This window comes from Pseudomonas sp. H1_F01, from assembly GCF_054681425.1.
Genome location: NZ_CP162823.1, coordinates 14,573 through 36,822, shown reverse-complemented (window position 1 = coordinate 36,822; position 22,250 = coordinate 14,573). Strand labels below are relative to the sequence as shown.

Here is a 22,250-nt window from a genome sequence, read left to right as displayed (position 1 = left end):
CATCCGCCGGTCTGAACTGTTATTTCCTACAGGTCAATTTTCCGGAAGGGACTTCTAGATTGTCATGGGCGCTCACTTTTCGTGAGTACATGACAAACAGGAGCTGACGATGAACACGTTCATCACCCTGAAGCAAAGAAACCGGATTGCCGACGCATTGCGCCGGGACCAGGCGCCTCTGCTTCCGGCTTCGATCGATGAAGCCGTGGATGGGAAGATTTCATATGCCAACTTGGAGAAAGGGTTGACCATTCGTTTTCCCTTTGTCGAGGGAATGCGAGTAGGAGGCACATATCTCGTCGTGATCGAAGAATCACTGGAAGGGGATGCCCTATTCGGCAGCTCTGGAGCAGTCCGGGAGGAGAACCGGGACATCGTCGTGCCGGTGCCGGCTGACCGGGCGCTGGACTTAAAAGGGCAGGAAGTGCTCCTGTACTATTTTTATCTGGAATTCGAACCGTCGGATTCACCGCGCACACCGTTGTCGATCGAGGGGCAGATCTACAAGCCGATCGTGGATGAAGCCGTGGATGGCGTTATCCCCCAGTCAGTGCTGTCGCAAGGCGTAAACCTCAGAATCAGAGCGGCGTCGTCGCTCACGCCGGGCGCGCTCGTTTCTGTCTATTGGTGGGGGTCTAGCGCGGCTGCCTGTTTTGTCAAACACCTGACCATCGGCCCGGACCCGGTTGAAGATCTGGTCGTGCCGGTCGAGTCGACTTATCTGATGCCGATCAAATACGGCGACGTTAAGGTTATCTATACGGTGCAATCGACGACGGGTACCCGAACATCGCCTCTTCTTGAGCTTGGTGTCGCGGGTGATCTGGTTGTGCCTGAGGCGGTCTATCAAGTGGGAGGCGAGCAATGTTTCGGGGCCGAACTCCTGCCAATCGACGAAGGTGGCGGCATTCCAATGTTGCTCAAGACTCAAGGGATGGTCGCGGGGGATGTGGCGATACTGATTTTCGTCGGTGATCGACAGGACTCCGAGTTCGTGTTGCGGCATCTGGTGAAGACGTCCGACATCGAGGCGGGTCAAATAAGGTATGGAGTACCGGCTCCGTTACTATCATTAGGGGGCGGTGCCAGAGCTTGGAGTCTGCTCGATCGTCTGGCTGGCGGAGCGGTGGGCTCTCCAGACTTGCGCCTGCGTCTGCGCATTGACGCTTGATCTTCCGACGGCCTGTGCAGGAGTTTGCTCTCGTTGGGGCCATAAGATCCAACACCGATCGCTGATCCAATTTTGAAACATCCGTCGACTACGCTGGTCCATCCCAGCTGCTAGGCTGCTGTGCAGGCCTTCATTTTTCGACAGAACCCTTACCCATGCTCGCTCCCCTGCTGTTTGCCTGTGGTCTTGTCCTGGCCTCCACCTCGGCCGTGGCCATGACGATCTACAAATCCACCGATGCCAATGGCGTGGTGTCCTATAGCGACCGCCCCAGCAAGGGCGCGCAGGTGTTCGTGTTCCGCGACCGCATGGTCGAGCGCCTGGAGCGACAGGTATTCCTCGATATCAAGAAACAGAACGGCGCGGATGCGGTGTTCGTGCGCAACGACCTGTATGCGCCGGTGGAGATCGAGTTGAGTTTCGCCGGACTGCGTAATGTGAGCGGGGCACCGAGCCGGCCGATTCGGCGGGTGCTGCCGGCGCGCAGCAACCTGCGCCTGGCGCTGCTCACGGCCACGCAGCCGGGCAGGCCGTTGGTGTATACCCCAAGGTTCGAATACTCCCTGGGCGACCCCGCAGGCGCGGCACAGGCCTATCAGTACCCGTTGCCGTGGCGTGGCGGGCCGTTCCGGCTGAGTCAGGGTGCCAACGGCCAGTACAGTCATTACGGCCCGAAGAACCGTTACGCCATGGACATTGCCATGCCCGTCGGCACGCCGATCATCGCGGCGCGGGGCGGCGTGGTCATCAAGACCGAAAACGAGCAGACCGGCCGTGGGGACGACCCTTCGGGCAACTTCGTGCGGGTGCTGCACGATGATGGGACCATGGGCGTCTACCTGCACTTGCAGAAAGGTTCGGTGAGCGTACGGGAAGGGCAGAGGGTCGGTGTGGGCACGCCGTTGGCGTTGTCGGGCAATACCGGCAACAGCTCCGGCCCGCACCTGCATTTCGTGGTGCAGCGCAATACCGGACTGGGGCTGGTGTCGATTCCCTACCAGTTCAATCAACCGGTGGGTGACTTGCCCAACTTTGCGTTGGGCAAGCAATAGCGCCGAGGCGTGACGCAGGTGCTTTTGTGGTGGAGGGATTTATCTGTGGGAGCAAGGCTTGCCCGCGACGAAGGCGATGCGGTTTTTCAGCGATCGAGTCGCCTGTATCGCGAGCAAGCTTTGCTCCCACGGCTTTGCCACAGGCTCGCCGGAAAGCGGGCTGACACTCAATCGAGCATCAACACCTTCGCCAGAATGATCTTCGGCCCTTTCATCTTCTTGATGATGATCCGCAGGCCTTCGACTTCCAGCACTTCTTCCTCTTCCGGTACGCGCTTGAGGGTTTCATAGACCAACCCGGCCAGGGTTTCGGCTTCGATGTGGTCCAGGTCGATCCCCAGCAGGCGCTCGACCTTGAACAGCGGCGTGTCGCCGCGTACCAGCAGCTTGCCCGGCTGGTAGGCCAGGATGCCGCGTTCGGCCTTGCGATGTTCGTCCTGGATGTCACCCACCAGCACTTCCAGCACGTCTTCCATGGTCAGGTAGCCGATGATATTGCCGTCGGCTTCCTCGACCAGGGCGAAGTGCGAGCCGCCCTTGCGGAACTGCTCCAGCAATTGCGACAGCGGCATGTGCCGCGACACGCGCTCCAGCGGCCGGGTCAGTTCGGCCAGGTTGAACGACTCGGGGATGTGATCCAGGGCCGCCAGTTCCAGCAGCAGGTCCTTGATGTGCAGCAGGCCGACGAACTCCTGGCGCTCGCTGTCATACACCGGATAGCGGCTGAACTTGTGGCGACGGAACATCGCCAGGATTTCCTTGAGCGGCGCATTGAACTCCAGCGTCACCAGGTCTTCCCGGGAGTTGGCCCAGTCCACCACTTCCAGCTCGCCCATTTCCACGGCCGATGCCAGCACGCGCATGCCTTGGTCGCTCGGGTCCTGGCCACGGCTGGAGTGCAGGATCAGCTTCAGTTCTTCGCGGCTGTAATGGTGTTCGTGATGCGGGCCGGGTTCGCCTTGGCCGGCGATGCGAAGAATGGCGTTGGCGCTGGCGTTGAGCAGGTAGATCGCCGGGTACATGGCCCAGTAGAACAGGTACAGCGGCACGGCGGTCCACAGCGACAGCAGCTCGGGTTTGCGAATGGCCCAGGATTTGGGCGCCAGTTCACCGACCACGATGTGCAGGTACGAAATGATGAAGAACGCGGTGAAGAACGATACGCCCTTGATCACTTCCGGCGCCTGCACGCCGACCGCGCCCAGCAACGGCTCGAGGATGTGGGCGAACGCCGGCTCGCCGACCCAGCCCAGGCCCAGGGAGGCCAGGGTGATACCCAACTGGCACGCCGACAGGTAAGCGTCGAGCTGGCTATGGACGGTGCGCAGGATGTGCCCGCGCCAGCCGTTCTGCTCGGCAATGGCCTCGACCCGGGTCGAGCGCAGCTTGACCATGGCGAATTCGGCCGCAACGAAAAAACCGTTGAGCAAAACCAGGATCAGAGCAAAAAGAATCATGCCGAATTCGGCGAAGAGTGTGACGAGGGACAAGCCAGGGGAAGGGTCCATGATGGAGTTTTGCGGGTTCCGTATAGTCGTAGGAATTGAAAATGAGCGCCTGAAAAGGCAGGCGCAAGTCAGTCAATGTAGCGGCTGACTCGGCGATTGCCTAGGGGGCGTGCTCAATCAGCGGGGCGGGCGAGGCGTGCGCGAACCACCTGGGCCGGGGCGAAATGGCAGGTAAAGGTGCTGCCATGGCCGGGTACGCTGCTGATTTCCATGCGGGCGCGATGGCGCAGCAGGACGTGTTTGACGATGGCCAGGCCCAGCCCGGTGCCGCCGGTATTGGAGTTGCGGCTGGAGTCGACACGGTAGAAACGTTCGGTCAGGCGCGGCAGGTGTTTGCTGTCGATGCCAATGCCCGAATCGCGCACGCTCAGGTGCGCACCTTGCTCATCGCCCCACCAGCGCACATGGATCCGGCCTTGCTCCGGCGTGTATTTGACCGCGTTGAACACCAGGTTGGAAAACGCACTGCGCAGTTCCGCCTCGCTGCCTTTGAGCTGCACGGCCGCGTCGGCTTCCAGGGTGATGGTCTGCTGCTTGGCACCGGACAGTTCCTGCGCATCTTCGACAATGGTTTGCAGCAGGTCGTCGATGGGCACTGGCTGGTTGTCCGACGGGTAATCGGTGGCTTCCAGCTTCGCCAGCAGCAACAAGTCGTTGAGCAGGGTCTGCATGCGCCCGCTTTGCTGGTGCATCTGCTGCAAGGCCCGGCTCCAGCGCGGGTTCACCTCTTCGACGTTGTCGAGCAGGGTTTCCAGGTAGCCGCAGATCACCGTCAACGGCGTGCGCAGTTCATGGGAGACGTTGGCGATGAAGTCCTTGCGCATCTGTTCCAGCTGATGAATACGCGTGACGTCGCGCACCAGCATCAAGTGCTCATTGTTGCCATAGCGGGTGATGTACAGCTGGATGCGTAGCCGATCATTGGTGGGCGAAGGAATCTCCAGCGGCTCGGCGTAATTGGCCTGCTCGAAATATTCCTTGAAGCGCGGATGACGTACCAGGTTGGTCACCGGCTGGCCGCTGTCCTGTGGCGTCTTGAGGCCCAGCAGGGTCTCGGCGGCGCGGTTCCACCACTCCAGGTTGCCGTCGCTGTCGAGCATGATCACCGCGTCTTTCAGCGCGGCGGTGGACTCCTGGACCCGGTCGATCACCGCCTGCAGGCGCCCGCGAACGCGCTGGTCGCGCCGTTGCAGGTGGTAGATGCTGTCGAACACCTCACCCCACAGGCCATAGCCGTCGGGCGGTGCTTCGTCGGGTTGGTGCAGGCGCAGCCATTCATGCAGGCGCAGCAATTGCTTGAGTGTCCAGGCCAGGTAAAGCCCCAGGCCCGCGGCCAGGCTCCAACCGTAATAACCACTGATCAGGCCGATCAGCAAACAGCCGGTCACCAGCAACAACATGTGGCGAATCAGGGTGCCATGCCAGTTTTGGTTCACGTGACGCGCGTCCTTGTCAGCTTTGTCGGGCGGTAAGGGCTCGGATCAGGCCTTGGTCGAAAAACGATATCCGGTGCCGCGCACGGTTTGTACCAGATTTTCATAGGCATCGCCGAGGGCCTTGCGCAGGCGTCGGATGTGCACGTCAACGGTGCGCTCCTCGACATAGACGTTGCCGCCCCAGACCTGGTCCAGCAGTTGGCCGCGGGTGTAGGCGCGTTCCTGGTGAGTCATGAAGAATTGCAGCAGGCGGTATTCGGTCGGGCCCATTTCGGCGGGTTTGCCGTCGATGGTCACGCGGTGGCTGATCGGGTCGAGCAGCAAGCCACCGACTTCGATGGGGGCTTCGCCATCGGTCGGCCCGGCGCGTCGCAGCACGGCCTTGAGGCGCGCCACCAACTCCCGTGGGGAAAACGGCTTGGTGATGTAGTCGTCGGCGCCGACTTCCAGGCCCTGGATCTTGTTGTCCTCTTCGCCCTTGGCGGTGAGCATGATGATTGGAATATCACCGGTCAGCTCGTCGCGCTTGAGACGCCGTGCCAGTTCGATGCCAGACGTGCCGGGCAGCATCCAGTCCAGCAGGATCAGGTCGGGCTTGCGGTCGACGATGATGGCGTGGGCCTGTTGGGAGTTTTCTGCTTCCATGCAGTCATAGCCGGCCATCTCCAACGCAACGGCGATCATCTCGCGGATGGGCGCTTCGTCGTCGACGATCAGAATGCTCCTGCCAACCATGGGGTAATCCTCTTGTCATTTAACTGTCTTGCGCCGCATTAGATAACGGAATTATTGCAGTCGTGTGACAGTTATTTCGTCGTGCGGCGGTGAAAGGGATCCTGGACTAAGCTTTTCAGTCCGAATCCTGACAACTACAAAGGAAGGTTTCCATGAAACAAATGACTGTTTCTTTCAAAGCCCTGCTGATGGCTGCTGCCCTGACGTTGCCTGGATTGGCGATGGCAGCCGATCCTGCTATGGAGAAGGACGGCATGTTCACCGACCATAAGGGCATGACGCTTTACACCTTCGCCAAGGACTCGGCCGGCAAGTCGGCGTGCAATGACAAGTGTGCCGCCAATTGGCCACCGCTGATGGCTGAGGCGGGTGATAAATCCATGGGTGACTGGACCGTGATCAAGCGTGAAGATGGCTCAATGCAGTGGGCCTATCAGGGCATGCCGCTGTACACCTTCGTGATGGACAAGAAGGCTGGAGACATGACCGGCGACGGTAAAATGGATGGCGCCTGGAAAGTTGCCAAGGCCAAGTAATCGCTAAACCCGTGTGGGAGCGAGCCTGCTCGCGAAGGCGTCTGTCAGCCGACATCATCCTTGAATGACTTACCGCTTTCGCGAGCAGGCTCGCTCTCACAGGTTTGAGAATCACCTCAGAGCGTAATCCAGCACGATCCCCACAAAAATCGCCAACCCGGCCCAGTGGTTGTGCAGGAACGCCTTGAAGCAGCGCATCCGGTCCCGGTCACGGGTGTACCAGAACTCCCAGGCGAAGCACGCGGCAGCGGCCACCAGCCCCAGGTGGAACCAGCCGCCCAGTTGGAATTTCGCTCCGGCCAACAGCAGGCAGCCCAGGGCCAGGCCTTGCAACGACAGGATGATCACCCGGTCGGCATCGCCAAACAGGATCGCGGTGGACTTCACGCCGATGCGCAGGTCGTCGTCCCGGTCGGTCATCGCGTAATAGGTGTCGTAGCCCACCGTCCACAGCAGGTTGGCGATGTACAGCAACCAGGCGGCGGCCGGCAGATGACCGGTTTCGGCGGTGAACGCCATCGGCATGCCCCAGGAGAACGCCGCACCGAGCACCACTTGCGGGTAGTAGGTATAGCGCTTCATGAACGGGTAACTGAACGCCAGCGCCAGGCCCCCTAGGGAGAGCAGGATGGTCGGGGTGTTGGTGCAAAGCACCAGCAGGAAACTCACGCTCATCAGCACGGCGAAGAACACCAGTGCCTCTTTTGAACTGATCTTGCCGCTCACCAGTGGGCGCTGCTCGGTGCGCTTGACGTGACCGTCCACCTTGCGGTCGGCCCAGTCATTGATCACACAGCCGCCGGCGCGGGTCAGCACCACGCCGAGGACGAAAATCACCACGTTGGCGATGGACGGTGAGCCTTCACCGGCAATCCACAGCGCCCACAACGTCGGCCACAGCAGCAGGTAGATGCCGATGGGCTTGTCCATCCGGGTCAGTTGCACGAAGTCCCAGGCCCGCGGGTTCAGGCGGTTCAACGATTTGAGCAGTTGCACGTACATCAGCAATTCTCCGAATAGGCACGGGCGACGGTCCACAGGCGCGGCAGGAAAATTTCCGCCACCAGCACGCTCAACGCACCGCGATCGAAACGTGAGCGGCGACCCCACAGCCCGCTGGCGCGCACTTCTTCCGGCAACCCGGCGTCGGGGTAATGGCAAACTTCGATGGCTCGGCGCTGGAACGCCTGGTCGCAAAACAGTAACTCCCCCAGGGAACGGCTGCCCAGTTCGTCCATCTGCAAGCCGTCACCCTGCAAGGCGCTGCGCGCCGCCACGCTGCGGGCGAACACCCAAGGCTGGTCGTGGCCGCGCAGATACACCTCGCGAACCCAGCCCTCGCTGCCCTCGGCCAGGTCCAGGGCGGCGCATTCGTCGGCGCGCAATGGCTGCCAGCCTTCGAACAGCGGCGTCACGCTGAAATGGCCGTCCGACAGGCGCGTGAGGCGCCGGGTCAGGGAGCCTTCGTCGAACAGCCAGTCGAGGACACCCACATCGGGGCGGGGCGACAGCAGGGGCTGGGGCAGCCATTGGAGTGTTGGAAATATCGAATTTGTATGCGGCACAGAGGTCTTGAATGGCAGCAAATGAGGGCGCGAGCTTACCATGTCGGTCGGTGATTTTGACTGGCCCGGCCGGCTGCCCTGCTGATCGTGCTTGCATCTGTCGCAACCGATCAGTACAAAACGCCCTGAGCCGGAAAATACCGGCCAAGGCCTGACATCTTGAGGAAGTACTGGAATGAAGAAGTGGCAATGTATCGTCTGCGGCCTGATCTACAACGAAGCTGACGGCTGGCCTGACGATGGCATCGCGCCCGGCACTCGCTGGGAGGACGTACCGGCAGACTGGCTGTGCCCGGACTGCGGCGTCGGCAAAATGGATTTCGAAATGATCGAAATCAACTGATCGTTTCATCAAATGGAGAGCAACATGAGTGCACCTGTCGTTATCGTCGGTACTGGGCTGGCCGGTTACAACCTGGCCCGGGAGTTTCGCAAGCTCGATAGCGAAACCCCGCTGCTGCTGATCACCGCGGATGACGGTCGCTCGTACTCCAAACCTATGCTCTCCACAGGCTTTGGTAAAAACAAGGATGCCGACGGCCTGAGCATGGCCGAACCGGGGGCCATGGCCGAGCAACTCAAGGCCGAAGTTCGCACCCACACCCGTATCAGCGGCATCGATCCGGGCCACAAGCGGCTGTGGATCGGCGAAGAGGCGGTGAGCTACCGTGACCTGATCCTGGCCTGGGGCGCCGAAACCGTGCGCGTGCCGGTGCAGGGCGATGCGGCGGAGCTGATTTTTCCGATCAACGACCTGGAAGACTACGCACGCTTCAGGGCCGCGGCCGCTGGCAAGCGTCGGGTGTTGTTGCTTGGCGCCGGCCTGATTGGTTGCGAGTTTGCCAATGACTTGAGCCTGGGCGGCTACGAAGTGCAACTGGTGGCGCCGTGCGAGCAAGTGATGCCGACGCTGTTGCACCCGGCCGCTGCCGCAGCGGTCCAGGCCGGGTTGGAAAGCCTTGGCGCGCGTTTCCACCTGGGCCCGGTGCTCAACCGCTTGCAGAAGGTCGCCGACGGGCTGGAGGCGCACCTGTCCGACGGCCAGGTGATTGCCTGTGACCTGGTGGTCTCGGCCATCGGCCTGCGCCCACGCATCGATCTGGCAGCCGCGGCGGGCCTGGTGATCAACCGCGGCATCGTGGTCGACCGTCACCTGAAAACCTCACACGCCAACATCTACGCCCTGGGCGACTGCGCCGAGGTCGATGGCTTGAATCTGCTGTATGTCATGCCGCTGATGAGCTGCGCCCGGGCCCTGGCGCAGACCCTGGCCGGCAACCCGACGGCCGTCAGCTACGGCGCCATGCCGATTACGGTAAAAACCCCGGTGTGCCCACTGGTGGTATCGCCACCACCGCGAGGCAGCGAGGGCGTGTGGAGCGTCGAAGGGCAGGGCGCGGATATCAAGGCGCTGTGCCGCGACGCGCAAGGCAACCTGCTGGGCTACGCCCTGACAGGCACGGCGGTGATGGAGAAACTGGCTCTGAACAAGGAACTTCCACCCCTGCTGGCGTAAATACTGGTCGTTCTGTCGCAAAAACCCTACTTTTGGTCCCACAAAGGTCGCCCGGCCACTGGCGCCGTTTTCGGCAGCGTGCCATCCTCACTCCCGTCTGCCGCAGAGTAGAGCCTGCGGCGCCTTAGGGGCCGTTCCAAAGAGAACGGCACGGACATAACAACAAAAAAACCGTCAAAGGGGCTTCATTCATGCGTAAACCAGAACTCGCCGCCGCCATCGCGGAAAAAGCAGACCTCACCAAAGAACAAGCCAACCGCGTCCTCAACGCCGTCCTCGAAGAAATCACCGGCGCCCTGCACCGCAAGGACAGCGTCACCCTGGTGGGCTTCGGCACTTTCCTGCAACGCCACCGCGGCGCCCGCACTGGCAAGAACCCACAGACCGGTGAGCCGGTGAAGATCAAGGCCAGCAACACCGTTGCCTTCAAACCAGGCAAGTTCCTGAAAGACAGCGTCAACCCGTAATTGCTGCAAGTACCTCAGCCAGGGGGAAGAAAGCGGCAATCAAAAGGGCATACCGATGAATCGGTATGCCCTTTTTTGTATTGCCTTGTGTAGGAGCTGCCGAAGGCTGCGATCTTTTGATCTTTCGCTTAAGGCTCAAGCGTCAGGGAAAAGATCGCAGCCTCGCTTCGCTCGGCAGCTCCTACACGCGGTAACGTCCGTCTAATCCGCAGAAGTCTTCGGCGCTGCCAACGCTTTCAAGGCCGCCTTGCGCTCATTGATCGGCAATTTGCCGAGCTTTTCCACCGCCGCATAAAACCCGACCCAGTCCCCGCCCTCCCGTCTGAACAGCGCCGCAAACGCCGGCACCCACTGGTCATACAGCCCGAACGGCAGCAACCGCGCATTGTTCAGTGGGGCATAGACCCAGGCATCGTAGCGTTTGTCGCCGCTCCATTGAGTGTCGCGCAACTGCTCATAGTCGGTGCGCAGGCGTTCGAATGCCTGTGCCTTGCGTTGGCGCATCTGTTCGGTTGGCAGGGGTTGGGTGTAGAGCTTTTCCAGGCGCTGGCGGGTGTCGAGGATCAATTGGATGAATTGGTCGCGCTGGCGCACCTGTTTGCCGTTATCCGGCGCCAGCCCTCGACTGGCTCGCCATTGCCGGCTGCCTTCCTGCTCGACGAAGGTGGCGAAGGACTCATTGAATTCGGTGTCGTCCTTTACATAAAAGCGCTGGTGCGCCAGTTCATGGAAGATCAGCGTCGCCAGGCGTTCGTCGCCCCAATGCATCATCGAACTCAGGATCGGATCGTTGAACCAGCCCAGCGTCGAGTAGGCCTCTACACCACCGATCGACACGTCCATGCCCTGCAAGCGCTGCAATGCGGCCTCGCCACGGGCGGCTCCCTGGCTGTAGTAACCGCGATAAGCCACGCAACCGGCAATGGGGAAACAATGATTTTGCGGCGCCAGGGAAAACTCTGGCGTGGTGAAGACATTCCAGACTACGAACGGTCGGCCAATGTCTGCATACAGGCGATAGCTTTTATTGTTCGGCAAATGCAGATGATCACTGGCGAACGTCCGTGCCTCACGCGCCTGGGCCAGGTGCGCCTTCAGTTGGGCATCGCGAGCAGGGTCGGCAATGACCTGGTCGATAGGCTCCCGGGCCTGCAACAACCGCAGTTGCCCACCGACGAGCTGGCTGTAATAACCGGCGCTTGTGCAACCGTTCAGTAACAAAAGCAGGAGGCCTGGAAACAAAATCCGGAAAACACGGTCGAGTAACCGATGGCTTGAATGCGGCCTGATCAATTGGAATCACCCTGGGAAGTCTGCCCACAAGACTATCTCGCTTGCCTGGAGCTTCGCTATGCGCGTGTTGATGCTGACGAGCGGCCTGTTGCTGCTGACCGGTTGTGCCGGTTTGCCTGATCCTGATCCATCCCAAGCGTGGATCGACCTGGGAAACCAGCAGGACACCGCGCTGCAAGCGCTAAAGGTCGATGACAAGACGTCCATTGACCGGCGCTATTTCGAAGTGCAACCCGGCAGCCATGAACTGACGGTGCGTTATCAATTTGCCGTCGAGCCCGGCAACATCGGCCCGGATGCCGAGCCGCTGTGGCGTGATTGCCGGTTGAACGTGAAATTCAAGGACTTCAACGCGGGCCAACGTTACCAGTTGCAAGCCGGCAGCATCGGTTTCCGGCCATGGGCCAAGCTTTACGATCGGCAACGCAAGGTGGTGGGGCAAGGTACACCGGCGGGCTGCCAACAAACTTGATTGGCGCTATGCTCAATGCCTGATTGTCAGGAAACTCACCATGCGCTTACGTCTGCTGTTACTGGCCCTGGTCTCCATGAGCGGTTGTGCAACGAGCCCGCTGCCCCAGGTCGATTCGAACATGGCGTGGATCGATTTCGCTACCCCCATGCCGGGCGGCAAAATGCTGATGGCTGAGGGCCTGGATGGCCAGCGACTGCGAGACGGACGGTTCTTTCAGGTTTCGCCGGGCAGCCACGAACTGAAAGTGCGCTTCGACTTCGAGGTGTTTAGCGGCGGTGGGCTGGGTATGCAAGCCGAACCGCAGGAGCGGCTGTGCTACATGCTCGTGCGTTATGACCATTTCGAGGCCGGCCAGCGCTATCGATTGGAAGCTCGCAACCTGGCGTTCACGCCCAGCGCTCGGCTCTATGATGCCAAGCGTCAAATCGTGGCCGAAGAGCGACAAGTCAATTGCGTTCCGTAGGGCGTCCTAGCGGTCGTTCTTCTGGTAGATGATTTTCTTCGTGCCGTTTTCGCAAGTGCCCACCACCATGTTCTGGTCGTGGACTTCGTCGTTGGTGACGATTTCCAACGTGTAGGACGACACGTTATTGGCCTGGATCTTCGCTTCGATTTCCGCTTTCAGCTCTTCGCAGGATTTGGGGGCTGCAAGGGCTGAGGCAGCGAATGCGCAACCGATGACCACCAGGGCTGATCGTTTCATGTTCGAATTCCTCATGGCAGCGCGCACTGCCTGTGCGCTGAAACTGCAGGCTTCATTCGATCATAATTGCGCCAGGGTAAACAGCTCGACCGTATTCAAGAAATCGCAGCCTTCGGCAGCGCCTGCGAAGGCTGCGACCCTTTCATGCGTCAGTTCACCAGCGTCGCATCCAGGGTGATCTGGGCGTTCAGTACCTTGGAAACCGGGCACCCTTCCTTGGCCTTCTTGCTCAGTTCGTCGAATTGCGCCTGGCTGGCACCGGGGATTTTCGCCTTGAGTACCAGCTTGACTGCCGTGATCGCGAAACCGCCATCGACCTGGTCCAGGGTCACTTCAGCGTTGGTGTCGATGCTGTCGGCCTTGAGCCCGGCATCGCCGAGGATCATCGAAAAGGCCATGGAAAAGCAGCCGGCATGGGCTGCGCCGATCAATTCCTCTGGGTTGGTGCCCTTGCCGCCTTCAAAGCGCGCCTTGAAGCCATAGGGCGCTTCGCGCAGCACACCGGTTTCCGTGGAAATGGAGCCGATACCGGTTTTCAGGTCACCTTCCCAATGAGCCGATGCTTTCTTGATGATAGCCATGTCTGCCTCCTGAAGATCCGGCGCGAGAGACGCGCCTGGGTATTTTTTTAACTGTCTGGGTTGTGAGGATAGACCGCCCGGAAAAGTTCACCTTGTCGATTAGCCGACGAATTTAGTAGGAAAATTCTTCGCAGGGATTGAAACTCGGGTATATGCCCACATTGCATGGAACACACCTTTAGAAACGGCAGGCTTTTGCCCTCGGGAAAAGCCCGGAACGCCGTTGGAGATCCCGGCCCATGAAACAGCTGTCCGAAGTGAAATTCTCAACCCTCGATCTGGTGCCTGTCCGCGCCGATGGCAATGCCGCCCAGTCCTTGCGCAACTCGCTGGACCTGGCACAGCACGTGGAAAAATACGGTTATACCCGCTTCTGGGTAGCCGAACACCACAACATGGATGGTATCGCCAGCTCCGCGACTGCGGTGCTGCTGGGGTATCTGGCGGGGGGACTTCGACCATTCGTGTCGGCTCCGGCGGCGTCATGTTGCCCAATCACGCGCCGTTGATCATCGCCGAACAGTTCGGCACGCTGGAAAGCCTCTACCCGGGTCGAATCGACCTGGGGTTGGGGCGTGCGCCCGGTTCCGACCAGATGACTGCCCGGGCGCTGCGTCGCGAGCGCTCCGGCAGCGCGGACGATTTCCCTGAAGACGTGGCCGAGCTGATGCGCTACCTCGGCCCGCGCACCCCGGACCAACGCATCATCGCCATGCCCGGCACCGGGACCAATGTGCCGGTATGGTTGCTGGGGTCGAGCCTGTTCAGTGCGCAATTGGCCGGTGAACGCGGTTTGCCCTACGCATTCGCCTCCCATTTCGCACCGCGTTACATGCACGAGGCAATTCGCATCTACCGCAACCACTTCAAGCCGTCGGCGGTGCTCGACAAGCCTTATGTGATGCTCGGCGTGCCGCTGGTAGCGGCGGACACGGATGAACGGGCCGATTACCTGGCGACGTCGGTATACCAGCGGATCCTGGCGCTGATGCGCGGCCAGAGCCTGGTGCAGCGTCCGCCGGTCGAAACCATGAACGGCCTCTGGTTGCCCCATGAGAAAGAAGCGGTTGGCGATTTCTTGGGGCTGGCCATGGTCGGCGGTCCGCAGAAGATTCGCGCCAAGCTCGAGGTGCTGATTGAGCAAACCCAGGCCGATGAGCTGATTTTCACCAGTGACCTGTATGAGCATGCCGATCGTTTGCACTCATACGAGTTGCTGGCGCAGGTCATGAAAGGCTGAATGACGCGCATAAAAAAGCCGACGCACTGCGTCGGCTTTGACGTTCGAAAAGAATCATTTTTTATAGACGATTTCTTTCGTGCCGCCCTCACAGGTACCGACGACTTTTTGTCCGTCAGCCGCTGCGCCCTTATCGACGATTTCCAGCGAATAACCTGACACGCCCTTGCCATCCAGCTTCGCTGCGATTTCGCTTTTCAGCTCTTCGCAGGGCTTGCCGGCCGCAAACGCGCCACCGGCAAGGCTCAGCAAACCCAGGGCTACCATCAACTTTTTCATCGCTCGCACTCCATGGTCGGATCAAATAGGGCAGGTATTGGCAAAACAGAATGCGCATACCATAGCGCATCGCCATTCCCTATGGCACTCCGCCAGCGTGCAAGTTCATCGCTCCTCAGCTATTCACAATCCGGAACCCGACTTTGAGGGTGACCTGAAAGTGCGCGGCCCGGCCGTTTTCAATGTGTCCGCGGGTTTCCGTGACTTCGAACCACTCCAAGTGCTTGAGGCTTTTGCTGGCCTCGGCCAGGGCATTATTGATGGCGTCTTCAATGCTGGTGGGAGACGAACCGACCAGCTCGACTTTTTTGTAAGTGTGATGATCACTCATGAGGTTCTCCTTGGTTGTTTTTAACAGCCTAGCAGCGATTTTTCGTCATACGTGTGTCGCCGTTTACGCGCTGAAGTTCAGATTTACTGCACTTTCAGAAACGGCCGCAGTCCCAATTCACACACGCCACTCAACCACTGCAGGAGAGAGCCACCATGGCCAGCAATTCGTTACGCAAAGCCTCGTTGCAAAGCATGGAAGCGGAGATCGAGAGTCTGCTCAAGTCGTTGGAAAGCCTGAAGGACGACGCTTCGGACGAGTCGCGTAAGACCCTCAAGTCGCTCAAGGCCAATGCTGAGAACGCCCTGAAACATTCTCGCCATCTGCTCAGCGACGCGTATGAAGAGGTCAAGGTGAAAACCCGTGAAACCGGGATCGCCACACGCGACTACGCGCAGGAACATCCATGGACCACGGCCGGCGTCGCGGTCGGTGCGCTTGGTTTGCTGGCTGCTTACTTGCTGTGCAAACGCGGAGACTGAGTCGGTTGGCTCAGCTCATGCCTGAGCCACTGGGCCAATTGCCGAGCGCGTCCATCTGCGGCTCGCTTGGGTAGCCACAACGCCAGTCGCGCCGCCGTTTCATCGAAACCCCACGGCGCGACCAGGCGACCGGCACGCACGTCCTCGGCCACCAGCGGCTCGGGCGCGATCGCCACGCCAAGCCCCGCTACGGCGGCCTCCAGCAAATAATACAGATGCTCGAATCCTTGCCCGAATTTCAATGCCCGGGGATCAAGGTCGTTTTGCTGTGCCCAGGTCGGCCAGGCCTGTGGGCGGGAGGTGGTGTGCAGCAACGATTCGTCCAGCAATGCGCTGGTCGATGCGGCCTGCAAGCGGGCGAATCCGACGTAGTGCGGGCTCATCACGGGGCCGATCCGCTCGCTCACCAGTTCATACACCTGCATGTCGGCCGGCCAGGGTGGTTCGGCGAATACCAGCAAGGCGTCCAGTCCCGGTCGCCGGGGGTCCAGGTCGCCCTCGCCGGCGGACAGGTGCAGGCGCAAGTCAGGCAGGTCGGCATTGAGCCTGCCCAGGCGGGGAATAAACCAGCGTGCCAGCAAGCTTCCCGAGCAGCCCAGGACAAACGGGGCATCGGCCGTGCTTTGCGTCAGTTCCGCGCACACGCTGCGTAACCGCTCGAACGCGTCAGTGCTGGCATCGCGCAGACGCATGCCGGCATCTGTGAGTTTCAAGCCGCGTCCATCCTTGATGAACAGGCTGACACCTAAATGCTCTTCCAGCACCTTCAGCTGTCGACTTACAGCGCCATGGGTGACGTGCAGTTGTTCGGCCGCCTGGCTTACGCTGTTCAGACGGGCGGTGGCCTCGAAGGCGCGCAAGGCGTTGAGGGGGGGAAGGTCGTGGCTCATGTTATCTGTGAGTTTTTCTGACAGGTTGTGGCGATCTTATCGGTTTTCAGTGGCGGATGTCAGGGGTAGAGTGAGCCTCATTGTCTTTCAACGCATTTGCTTGGAGCGCCCGATGACCCAGCCTACGACCCCTTTCAACCTGCGCAGCGGTCCCGATGCCAACGGCCTGTTCGGTGCGTTCGGTGGCCGCTATGTGGCCGAAACCCTGATGCCGCTGATCCTTGATCTGGCCCGCGAATACGAAGTGGCGAAGGAAGATCCGGCGTTCCTCGAAGAATTGGCCTACTTCCAGCGCGACTACGTCGGACGTCCGAGCCCGCTCTACTTCGCCGAGCGCCTGACCGAATACTGCGGCGGTGCCAAGATCTATCTCAAGCGTGAGGAGCTGAACCACACCGGCGCGCACAAGATCAACAACTGCATCGGCCAGATCCTGCTGGCGCGGCGCATGGGCAAGAAACGCATCATCGCCGAGACCGGCGCCGGCATGCACGGTGTGGCCACCGCCACGGTGGCCGCGCGTTTTGGCCTCGATTGTGTGATCTACATGGGCACCACCGACATCGAGCGCCAGCAGGCCAACGTGTTTCGCATGAAGCTGCTGGGCGCTGAAGTGATCCCGGTGGTCGCTGGCACCGGTACCCTGAAAGATGCAATGAACGAGGCCCTGCGCGACTGGGTCACCAACGTCGACAGCACGTTCTACCTGATCGGTACCGTGGCTGGCCCGCATCCGTATCCGGCGATGGTGCGTGACTTCCAGGCTGTGATCGGCAAGGAAACCCGCGAGCAGTTGCAAGCCCAGGAAGGTCGCCTGCCGGACAGCCTGGTGGCGTGCATCGGCGGTGGCTCCAACGCCATGGGCCTGTTCCACCCGTTCCTGGACGACAAGAGCGTCGAGATCATCGGCGTCGAAGCCGCCGGTTATGGCATCGAGACCGGTAAGCATGCGGCGAGCCTGAACGGCGGCGTCCCCGGTGTACTGCACGGCAACCGCACCTTCCTGTTGCAGGACGACGATGGTCAGATCATCGACGCCCATTCGATTTCCGCCGGTCTCGACTACCCCGGCATCGGTCCGGAACACGCCTGGTTGCACGACATTGGTCGCGTCCAGTACACCTCGGTGACCGACGCCGAAGCTCTGGAAGCCTTTCACAAATGCTGCCGACTGGAAGGGATCATTCCTGCATTGGAAAGCGCCCATGCCCTGGCGGAAGTGTTCAAACGCGCACCGAACCTGCCGAAGGATCACCTGATGGTGGTCAACCTGTCCGGCCGTGGCGACAAAGACATGCAAACCGTGATGCACCACATGGAACAGTCCCAGCAGGAGAAACACTGATGAGCCGCCTGCAAACCCGTTTTGCCGAACTCAAGGAACAGAACCGCGCCGCCCTGGTGACTTTCGTCACGGCTGGCGACCCGGACTACGACACCTCGCTGGCAATCCTCAAGGGCCTGCCAGCGGCCGGTGCCGATGTCATCGAGCTGGGCATGCCGTTCACCGACCCGATGGCCGACGGTCCGGCGATCCAGTTGGCGAACATTCGTGCCTTGGGCGCCCAGCAGAACCTGGCGAAAACCCTGCAGATGGTTCGTGAGTTCCGCAAAGACAACAGCGAGACGCCGTTGGTGCTGATGGGCTACTTCAACCCGATCCACCGTTATGGCGTGCAGCGTTTCATTGGCGAGGCGCTGGAATCTGGTGTGGATGGCCTGATCGTTGTGGACATGCCGCCCGAGCACAACAGCGAACTGTGCGAACCGGCCCAGGCAGCAGGCCTGGACTTCATCCGCCTGACCACGCCAACCACCGACGACGTGCGTTTGCCAACGGTGCTCAATGGTAGTTCCGGCTTTGTATATTACGTATCGGTGGCGGGTGTGACCGGTGCCGGTGCCGCGACGCTGGAGCATGTGGAAGAAGCCGTGGCGCGCTTGCGTCGCCACACCGATTTGCCGATCAGCATTGGTTTCGGTATCCGTACGCCGGAGCAGGCTGCGGCCATCGCACGATTGGCTGATGGTGTGGTGGTTGGCTCGGCGCTGATCGACCATATCGCCAATGCCGATACGTCGGAACAGGCAATCGATGGCGTGTTGAGCTTGTGTGCCGCCCTGGCCGATGGTGTGCGCAAGGCGCGTGTCAGCTGATTGTTGATCGTCCTGCAGCATGAAAAAAGGGGTTCAGAACTTGGTTCTGAACCCCTTTTTGTTATCGCTTCAAGCAGTGCACGTCAGGGCAATTCCAACCCGCCCCCGGCCTTGTGCAGTCTGCGCAAATGCTCGCCGATCGCTTTCACATTGGCCTCGCTGGCAGCAATTTCAGCGGCGCGACTCGGCTCAAGCAATGCCCGGACTTCCTTGTCCAGGTCACCTGTCAGCGTTTGAAGCTGTTTCTGGCGCAAGCTGCTTTCCGACTCCAAGCGTTGCCACTCGCTGGGTTGCGGCAAGCCATAGCCGCTGCTGCCCAGCAGTTCGGCCGGACGGCTCAGGAAGCCGCTGTTGGCGAGGATCTGCTGCAGCGTTGCATTAGCCCTTTCCATGCCGCCATTCTGCAATTCACGGGCTCCGAGATAACGCTGTTTGACTTCATCCTGGGCCAACAACAGTTGCCGACGATAACTGGCCTGTTCCAACAGCAACAGCGCCGCGCTGGTGCGCAGGTCGGCCTGTTCGAACCAGACGCGGCGTTCGGCGGCGTCCAGGGCCAGCCAGTCCTCCACCGTTTGTTGCTTGATCGGCAGATACTTCTTCAGCACATCGAACATCGCCTGGTATCGCTCGCGGAATGAGTCGAAGCGGTAGCCCAGGCGCAGGGCTTCCTTGGGATCATCCAGCACGCTGGTATCCGCCAGGCCCCGGCCCTTGAGGACTTCCAGCAAGCCGTTGGGCATGATGCTGTCCAGGCCCTTGAGCTGCTCGTTATTGCTGCCGCTGCGCAACAGCTTCAAGCTTTCCACGGCGCAGTTGTTGGACAGGAAGTAATAGTTGCCGTCGTAGCTCCAATGCATTTCGGCGGCGTGCTCGACCGTCTCCTCGATCTCGGTGCGCGACAGGTTCAGCGGCACCGACGCCAGGCTGCGCAGTTCGGTCTTGGTGTATTCATCGATCACCTGGGCCAACGGCAATACGAACAGGCGCGACGGGTATTTGCCGACCAGCCCGTCCCAACTCGATAGCTGCACATCGCCGACGAAGGCGCGGTACGACAGCACCAGGTGTTGGTCCAGATCCAGTCGGCAGTCCGGGCCACGTGGGCGACCTGGTGCGCAGATCACCAGCCGGAGCATGCTGTGGCCCCAGCGGCTCACCCAGTTCTGGTTGGCTTCGGCCAGCAGGTAATCAATGGCATAGACCCGCTCTGGATCGACCTTGCCCAGTGGTGTCTTGGCGAAGTCGTTGCCAGCATTGAGGAACGCGAACGATTTGGCGCAGGTGTCCTTGGCGGCGGGTGCCCAGCCGAAGTGTTCCTGGTAATAGCGATACAGGGCGGGACGTCGGCAGGCGTAGCTCGGGTCGAGGAGAAAGTACTCCATATTGACCGCGACGAACTCCTTGGGGCTGCTCGTTTCATAGAGGTCCGGGCTGCGGGCGACCTGGCGGTTGTGCTGTTCCCGCTCTCCGCGACGGCCGACGTATTGCGGCCAGCCGGCGAGGTCCAGCAAGCGCGGATCATCGCTGAGGGTGAAGCGGCGGTCGTTCTGGCCCCGGCATTCATCGGGAAGACCGATCAACCCGGCGCTGCTGTTGCGTCGAGTGCAACGCTGGATCAGCGCCCGCTCGGGATCTGGCCAGAGACGCGAGCGGTCATAAATGTGGGTCAGTTCGTGCAAAACGGTGGCGAGCATTTCCCGTCGTACGGTGCCATGGGGGCGACGGGTCTTTTGCGTCGCGGCGCTGCCGTCGACAAGGCTGTCGAGCAGGTTGCTATTGAGGTCCAGTTGCGACACCAGCGAGGCCTGGCCGTAGGCGTTGGCCGGCATCTGGTCGGTCCAGCCGACATCGATGCGTCGGTCCAGCCGCTCGATGAAGCGCGGCGGCAGCGCCTGCATGGCTTCATCGAGCAGCGCCTGGCTGGCCTGCTGTTGCGCCGGGCTCAGTCCTTCGACGTTGAGGTGCAGTCGCAGGCCGGCCTGGGCCATGCTGCCCGTGAGCAGCAAGACCCCGGCCGCCAGCCAGGCGGCGAACCGCCTCACAATGCGAGGATGGCTTCGGCGAGAACCTGGTCACTGGCGTCGCGGGCTTCCGGCACGCGGGTGCGCAAGGTGTCGAAGGCGGCCTCGAGATGAGCGCCACGAATTTCACCATTGCTGGCGACAAAACTGGCTGCATCGTCGTGGGCTTCGCGGACGATTTTCGAATCACGGATGGAGGTGGTGGTGTCGGAAGTGAAATCAATCGTGCGCTGGGAAGCGCGAACGATGATGTTACTGGTGGCTACCAGGGTATGTGCCTGGGCCACATCGGCCAACACCAGCAGGCCTAGGGCGGCAGCAATCAGCGGGCTACGCATGGAACGACTCCGGAGAAATAAGGATAACTATTGGACGAGAATTGCCTGTGCCAGTTCAAGGTCGCTGACGTGAAGTTTTGGCTGGGTCCGGCGCAGGTAATCCAAGGCCGATTCCAGCTGTGCACCTCGCAACTGCCCGTCGCTGGCAATGAAGGCCGCGGCGTCATCGTGAGCGGCGACGATCAGTTTATGGTCGAAGGGCGCGGAGGTCACCATGCTCGTGGCATAGACGCTGACCACCACTTGCTGGGTGGACACATCGAAGGCATGGGCCGGAACAGACCAGCAAAAAACTACGAAGAAAGACGCGATGAACAGATCTGAGTAAAAGCGCATGGGACTCGACGGTTGATGGCGAGCCTGAAGGCTAGCGCAAACCTGCGGGCCAGAGCCAGCGCTGAAACATCGGAACACCATTGGGTGCCCGATGTTTCATGTTGCATCAGATTACCAGGATGGCCTGGGCCAGCTGCGCATCGGTGGCGTTGAGCTGCGGTGCCTGCTGGCGGATGTAATCCAGGGCACTTTCCAGTTTCACACCACGGATGGCGCCTTCGCTGGCCACGAAGCTGGCGGCATCATCACGGGCGGCCTGAACGATCTTGTTGTCCCGCAGTGATGAGGTTGCATCGGAGGTCACGTCGGACGTGGCCTTGAGTGCGCCGACAATGGAGTCAGTGGTGACGATAAAGCTGCTGGCGTTGGAGTGGGCGGCTACGGCCAGCAGGGCAACTGCGCTGAGCAGGCGGAGACGGATCATGAGAAAACTCCTTGAAGGATGAGGATACCGGTGCGTGTAGCTGGAAGAGGAGACGCATGCTCGACTCGCTTCGCCACGTTCGCATCGATATTAGGACAGAACGCGTTGGGTGACAGCCTTTGCGACGGTCATCGGCAGCATGATGCCCGCATTGGGTGCTACGGCTCAAGATGAACTGTACTGGTATGTTGTTAAGATCTTGGAAACTGTTATATCTCTCCGGTCTTCCAAAAAACAGGGCCGGAAACGACAAGACCCGTCGCAGTTTCCCGCGACGGGTCTTGTTTGTTCAATTCGGTGCTGGCGGTGGACCCGGTGGGTCAGGGCCAGCGACGCTGAGTTAGCGCCAGAACGGCTTGCTCAGCTCTTCGTAACGTTGTGCTTCGCTGATACCGGCGTCAGCCAGCAGGCGCGAATCCAGACGAGCCAGTTGGTGGCGGCTGGCGATGCGGCGCTGCCACAACATCAGGTTAGCGATAACGCGAAGAGGCAGGGAAGCCTGGTTTTTTTCAGCTTTGTCTTCGAAAAACAGCTCGGAACTGAGTGTACGTTCCATGGTTGACATCCTTCCGCTTGTGGCGGGATTAGGTAGTGGTTTAACTGGTGCCCATGATCCTCTCGTTTGGCCAGTCTCTCTAGATACAGTTCACCTGTATTGTGAGAGACCAGTTAACTGTTAAAGAGCGGTGTACTGGTCAATATTGAGGCAAC

At 60.5% G+C, this 22,250-nt stretch carries 27 protein-coding genes and 1 pseudogene; 12 read left to right on the top strand and 16 right to left on the bottom strand.

The genetic code is table 11. The annotated features are described in order from the left end of the window. Positions 1-109: 109 nt before the first annotated feature. Both AB4O09_RS00200 and AB4O09_RS00195 read left to right on the top strand, forming a co-directional pair. Positions 110-1,171, top strand: coding sequence for a hypothetical protein (locus tag AB4O09_RS00200; protein WP_013691994.1), 1,062 nt, complete (start codon positions 110-112; stop codon positions 1,169-1,171). 155 nt (positions 1,172-1,326) lie between these two features. Then, positions 1,327-2,223: a peptidoglycan DD-metalloendopeptidase family protein gene (locus tag AB4O09_RS00195; RefSeq protein ID WP_003196393.1), complete on the top strand. Its 897-nt coding sequence runs from the start codon at positions 1,327-1,329 to the stop codon at positions 2,221-2,223. A 167-nt stretch (positions 2,224-2,390) separates the two neighbouring features. On the opposite strand, the gene AB4O09_RS00190 is transcribed toward AB4O09_RS00195, so the two are convergent. From AB4O09_RS00190 to phoB, 3 genes are all read right to left on the bottom strand, one after another. After that, positions 2,391-3,731 (bottom strand): hemolysin family protein, encoded by a 1,341-nt coding sequence (locus tag AB4O09_RS00190; RefSeq protein WP_003196395.1) that lies wholly within the window; start codon positions 3,729-3,731, stop codon positions 2,391-2,393. Positions 3,732-3,844: 113 nt separating this feature from the next. Continuing rightward, positions 3,845-5,131 carry a phosphate regulon sensor histidine kinase PhoR gene (gene phoR / locus AB4O09_RS00185; protein ID WP_209311595.1) on the bottom strand — a complete coding sequence of 429 codons (1,287 nt, stop codon included), beginning with the start codon at positions 5,129-5,131 and terminating at the stop codon, positions 3,845-3,847. Between the two features lie 81 nt (positions 5,132-5,212). Next, entirely contained in the window at positions 5,213-5,902 is a 690-nt protein-coding gene (gene phoB / locus AB4O09_RS00180) for a phosphate regulon transcriptional regulator PhoB (protein ID WP_003177195.1), read from the bottom strand. A gap of 152 nt (positions 5,903-6,054) precedes the next feature. Between phoB and AB4O09_RS00175 the strand changes: the two genes are divergently transcribed. Further along, positions 6,055-6,438 (top strand): COG4315 family predicted lipoprotein, encoded by a 384-nt coding sequence (locus tag AB4O09_RS00175; protein WP_003196399.1) that lies wholly within the window; start codon positions 6,055-6,057, stop codon positions 6,436-6,438. Positions 6,439-6,549: 111 nt separating this feature from the next. Here the strand turns inward: AB4O09_RS00175 and ubiA are convergent, their stop codons facing one another. Both ubiA and AB4O09_RS00165 read right to left on the bottom strand, forming a co-directional pair. Then, a complete protein-coding gene (gene ubiA, locus AB4O09_RS00170) occupies positions 6,550-7,440 on the bottom strand; it encodes a 4-hydroxybenzoate octaprenyltransferase (protein ID WP_003196401.1) in 891 nt (296 codons plus the stop codon). Continuing rightward, on the bottom strand, positions 7,440-8,003 hold the full coding sequence (locus AB4O09_RS00165; protein WP_003196403.1) for a chorismate--pyruvate lyase family protein: 564 nt from the start codon (positions 8,001-8,003) through the stop codon (positions 7,440-7,442). The genes ubiA and AB4O09_RS00165 overlap by 1 nt, the downstream gene beginning before the upstream one ends. 175 nt (positions 8,004-8,178) lie before the next feature. Here AB4O09_RS00165 and AB4O09_RS00160 point away from each other — a divergent pair, with 175 nt between their 5' ends. From AB4O09_RS00160 to AB4O09_RS00150, 3 genes are all read left to right on the top strand, one after another. After that, positions 8,179-8,346 (top strand): rubredoxin, encoded by a 168-nt coding sequence (locus AB4O09_RS00160; RefSeq protein ID WP_003177199.1) that lies wholly within the window; start codon positions 8,179-8,181, stop codon positions 8,344-8,346. Between the two features lie 24 nt (positions 8,347-8,370). After that, positions 8,371-9,519: an NAD(P)/FAD-dependent oxidoreductase gene (locus AB4O09_RS00155; RefSeq protein ID WP_003196408.1), complete on the top strand. Its 1,149-nt coding sequence runs from the start codon at positions 8,371-8,373 to the stop codon at positions 9,517-9,519. 191 nt (positions 9,520-9,710) lie between these two features. Next, entirely contained in the window at positions 9,711-9,986 is a 276-nt protein-coding gene (locus tag AB4O09_RS00150) for an HU family DNA-binding protein (RefSeq protein ID WP_003177201.1), read from the top strand. Between the two features lie 201 nt (positions 9,987-10,187). On the opposite strand, the gene AB4O09_RS00145 is transcribed toward AB4O09_RS00150, so the two are convergent. After that, positions 10,188-11,279, bottom strand: coding sequence for an aminopeptidase (locus AB4O09_RS00145; protein ID WP_003196410.1), 1,092 nt, complete (start codon positions 11,277-11,279; stop codon positions 10,188-10,190). Positions 11,280-11,337: 58 nt separating this feature from the next. Between AB4O09_RS00145 and AB4O09_RS00140 the strand changes: the two genes are divergently transcribed. After that, on the top strand, positions 11,338-11,751 hold the full coding sequence (locus tag AB4O09_RS00140) for a PA0061/PA0062 family lipoprotein (protein ID WP_003196412.1): 414 nt from the start codon (positions 11,338-11,340) through the stop codon (positions 11,749-11,751). Between the two features lie 40 nt (positions 11,752-11,791). Continuing rightward, positions 11,792-12,217 (top strand): PA0061/PA0062 family lipoprotein, encoded by a 426-nt coding sequence (locus tag AB4O09_RS00135; protein ID WP_003196415.1) that lies wholly within the window; start codon positions 11,792-11,794, stop codon positions 12,215-12,217. A 6-nt stretch (positions 12,218-12,223) separates the two neighbouring features. Here AB4O09_RS00135 and AB4O09_RS00130 read toward each other — a convergent pair whose 3' ends face one another. Together AB4O09_RS00130 and AB4O09_RS00125 are read right to left on the bottom strand one after the other, a co-directional pair. Further along, positions 12,224-12,457: a DUF1161 domain-containing protein gene (locus AB4O09_RS00130; RefSeq protein ID WP_003196417.1), complete on the bottom strand. Its 234-nt coding sequence runs from the start codon at positions 12,455-12,457 to the stop codon at positions 12,224-12,226. A gap of 149 nt (positions 12,458-12,606) precedes the next feature. After that, positions 12,607-13,038, bottom strand: coding sequence for an OsmC family protein (locus tag AB4O09_RS00125; RefSeq protein ID WP_003196419.1), 432 nt, complete (start codon positions 13,036-13,038; stop codon positions 12,607-12,609). 239 nt (positions 13,039-13,277) lie between these two features. Between AB4O09_RS00125 and AB4O09_RS00120 the strand changes: the two are divergent. After that, positions 13,278-14,278 (top strand): annotated as a pseudogene (locus tag AB4O09_RS00120) (LLM class flavin-dependent oxidoreductase). Between the two features lie 54 nt (positions 14,279-14,332). On the opposite strand, the gene AB4O09_RS00115 reads toward AB4O09_RS00120, so the two are convergent. Further along, on the bottom strand, positions 14,333-14,557 hold the full coding sequence (locus AB4O09_RS00115) for a DUF1161 domain-containing protein (RefSeq protein ID WP_003196422.1): 225 nt from the start codon (positions 14,555-14,557) through the stop codon (positions 14,333-14,335). A 115-nt stretch (positions 14,558-14,672) separates the two neighbouring features. Continuing rightward, positions 14,673-14,888: a dodecin gene (locus AB4O09_RS00110; protein ID WP_003196424.1), complete on the bottom strand. Its 216-nt coding sequence runs from the start codon at positions 14,886-14,888 to the stop codon at positions 14,673-14,675. Between the two features lie 155 nt (positions 14,889-15,043). Here AB4O09_RS00110 and AB4O09_RS00105 point away from each other — a divergent pair, with 155 nt between their 5' ends. Beyond that, the gene (locus tag AB4O09_RS00105; protein WP_003196426.1) at positions 15,044-15,370 is read left to right on the top strand and encodes an ElaB/YgaM/YqjD family protein; all 327 of its coding nucleotides are present in this window, start codon (positions 15,044-15,046) and stop codon (positions 15,368-15,370) included. On the opposite strand, the gene AB4O09_RS00100 is transcribed toward AB4O09_RS00105, so the two are convergent. After that, the gene (locus AB4O09_RS00100) at positions 15,343-16,260 is read right to left on the bottom strand and encodes a LysR family transcriptional regulator (RefSeq protein ID WP_069971261.1); all 918 of its coding nucleotides are present in this window, start codon (positions 16,258-16,260) and stop codon (positions 15,343-15,345) included. The genes AB4O09_RS00105 and AB4O09_RS00100 overlap by 28 nt on opposite strands. 112 nt (positions 16,261-16,372) lie before the next feature. Here AB4O09_RS00100 and trpB point away from each other — a divergent pair, with 112 nt between their 5' ends. Both trpB and trpA read left to right on the top strand, forming a co-directional pair. After that, the gene (trpB, locus tag AB4O09_RS00095; protein WP_003196431.1) at positions 16,373-17,605 is read left to right on the top strand and encodes a tryptophan synthase subunit beta; all 1,233 of its coding nucleotides are present in this window, start codon (positions 16,373-16,375) and stop codon (positions 17,603-17,605) included. Then, complete coding sequence (gene trpA / locus AB4O09_RS00090; RefSeq protein ID WP_003196433.1) at positions 17,605-18,417, top strand: tryptophan synthase subunit alpha; 813 nt, start codon at positions 17,605-17,607, stop codon at positions 18,415-18,417. The genes trpB and trpA overlap by 1 nt, the downstream gene beginning before the upstream one ends. 83 nt (positions 18,418-18,500) lie before the next feature. On the opposite strand, the gene AB4O09_RS00085 is transcribed toward trpA, so the two are convergent. The 5 genes from AB4O09_RS00085 to AB4O09_RS00065 form a co-directional block, all read right to left on the bottom strand. Then, positions 18,501-20,462, bottom strand: coding sequence for a DUF7844 domain-containing protein (locus tag AB4O09_RS00085; RefSeq protein WP_013691997.1), 1,962 nt, complete (start codon positions 20,460-20,462; stop codon positions 18,501-18,503). Beyond that, positions 20,459-20,779 (bottom strand): DUF2388 domain-containing protein, encoded by a 321-nt coding sequence (locus AB4O09_RS00080; RefSeq protein ID WP_003187020.1) that lies wholly within the window; start codon positions 20,777-20,779, stop codon positions 20,459-20,461. Before AB4O09_RS00080 ends, AB4O09_RS00085 begins: the two co-directional genes overlap by 4 nt. Before the next feature lie 27 nt (positions 20,780-20,806). After that, positions 20,807-21,115, bottom strand: a complete 309-nt coding sequence (locus AB4O09_RS00075; protein WP_003196438.1) for a DUF2388 domain-containing protein — start codon at positions 21,113-21,115, stop codon at positions 20,807-20,809. Positions 21,116-21,221: 106 nt separating this feature from the next. Beyond that, complete coding sequence (locus tag AB4O09_RS00070) at positions 21,222-21,539, bottom strand: DUF2388 domain-containing protein (protein ID WP_003196441.1); 318 nt, start codon at positions 21,537-21,539, stop codon at positions 21,222-21,224. A gap of 340 nt (positions 21,540-21,879) precedes the next feature. Beyond that, positions 21,880-22,095, bottom strand: coding sequence for a DUF1127 domain-containing protein (locus AB4O09_RS00065; RefSeq protein ID WP_003187014.1), 216 nt, complete (start codon positions 22,093-22,095; stop codon positions 21,880-21,882). Between the last annotated feature and the right edge of the window lie 155 nt (positions 22,096-22,250).

Bases quoted from the DNA above. Each gene is read 5' to 3' on its own strand.
- AB4O09_RS00200 (WP_013691994.1), top strand. From the start codon at position 110: ATGAACACGTTCATCACCCTGAAGCAAAGAAACCGGATTGCCGACGCA.
- AB4O09_RS00195 (WP_003196393.1), top strand. From the start codon at position 1,327: ATGCTCGCTCCCCTGCTGTTTGCCTGTGGTCTTGTCCTGGCCTCCACC.
- AB4O09_RS00190 (WP_003196395.1), bottom strand. From the start codon at position 3,731: ATGGACCCTTCCCCTGGCTTGTCCCTCGTCACACTCTTCGCCGAATTC.
- phoR (WP_209311595.1), bottom strand. From the start codon at position 5,131: ATGTTGTTGCTGGTGACCGGCTGTTTGCTGATCGGCCTGATCAGTGGT.
- phoB (WP_003177195.1), bottom strand. From the start codon at position 5,902: ATGGTTGGCAGGAGCATTCTGATCGTCGACGACGAAGCGCCCATCCGC.
- AB4O09_RS00175 (WP_003196399.1), top strand. From the start codon at position 6,055: ATGAAACAAATGACTGTTTCTTTCAAAGCCCTGCTGATGGCTGCTGCC.
- ubiA (WP_003196401.1), bottom strand. From the start codon at position 7,440: ATGTACGTGCAACTGCTCAAATCGTTGAACCGCCTGAACCCGCGGGCC.
- AB4O09_RS00160 (WP_003177199.1), top strand. From the start codon at position 8,179: ATGAAGAAGTGGCAATGTATCGTCTGCGGCCTGATCTACAACGAAGCT.
- AB4O09_RS00155 (WP_003196408.1), top strand. From the start codon at position 8,371: ATGAGTGCACCTGTCGTTATCGTCGGTACTGGGCTGGCCGGTTACAAC.
- AB4O09_RS00150 (WP_003177201.1), top strand. From the start codon at position 9,711: ATGCGTAAACCAGAACTCGCCGCCGCCATCGCGGAAAAAGCAGACCTC.
- AB4O09_RS00140 (WP_003196412.1), top strand. From the start codon at position 11,338: ATGCGCGTGTTGATGCTGACGAGCGGCCTGTTGCTGCTGACCGGTTGT.
- AB4O09_RS00135 (WP_003196415.1), top strand. From the start codon at position 11,792: ATGCGCTTACGTCTGCTGTTACTGGCCCTGGTCTCCATGAGCGGTTGT.
- AB4O09_RS00130 (WP_003196417.1), bottom strand. From the start codon at position 12,457: ATGAAACGATCAGCCCTGGTGGTCATCGGTTGCGCATTCGCTGCCTCA.
- AB4O09_RS00125 (WP_003196419.1), bottom strand. From the start codon at position 13,038: ATGGCTATCATCAAGAAAGCATCGGCTCATTGGGAAGGTGACCTGAAA.
- AB4O09_RS00115 (WP_003196422.1), bottom strand. From the start codon at position 14,557: ATGAAAAAGTTGATGGTAGCCCTGGGTTTGCTGAGCCTTGCCGGTGGC.
- AB4O09_RS00110 (WP_003196424.1), bottom strand. From the start codon at position 14,888: ATGAGTGATCATCACACTTACAAAAAAGTCGAGCTGGTCGGTTCGTCT.
- AB4O09_RS00105 (WP_003196426.1), top strand. From the start codon at position 15,044: ATGGCCAGCAATTCGTTACGCAAAGCCTCGTTGCAAAGCATGGAAGCG.
- AB4O09_RS00100 (WP_069971261.1), bottom strand. From the start codon at position 16,260: ATGAGCCACGACCTTCCCCCCCTCAACGCCTTGCGCGCCTTCGAGGCC.
- trpB (WP_003196431.1), top strand. From the start codon at position 16,373: ATGACCCAGCCTACGACCCCTTTCAACCTGCGCAGCGGTCCCGATGCC.
- trpA (WP_003196433.1), top strand. From the start codon at position 17,605: ATGAGCCGCCTGCAAACCCGTTTTGCCGAACTCAAGGAACAGAACCGC.
- AB4O09_RS00080 (WP_003187020.1), bottom strand. From the start codon at position 20,779: ATGCGTAGCCCGCTGATTGCTGCCGCCCTAGGCCTGCTGGTGTTGGCC.
- AB4O09_RS00075 (WP_003196438.1), bottom strand. From the start codon at position 21,115: ATGCGCTTTTACTCAGATCTGTTCATCGCGTCTTTCTTCGTAGTTTTT.
- AB4O09_RS00070 (WP_003196441.1), bottom strand. From the start codon at position 21,539: ATGATCCGTCTCCGCCTGCTCAGCGCAGTTGCCCTGCTGGCCGTAGCC.
- AB4O09_RS00065 (WP_003187014.1), bottom strand. From the start codon at position 22,095: ATGGAACGTACACTCAGTTCCGAGCTGTTTTTCGAAGACAAAGCTGAA.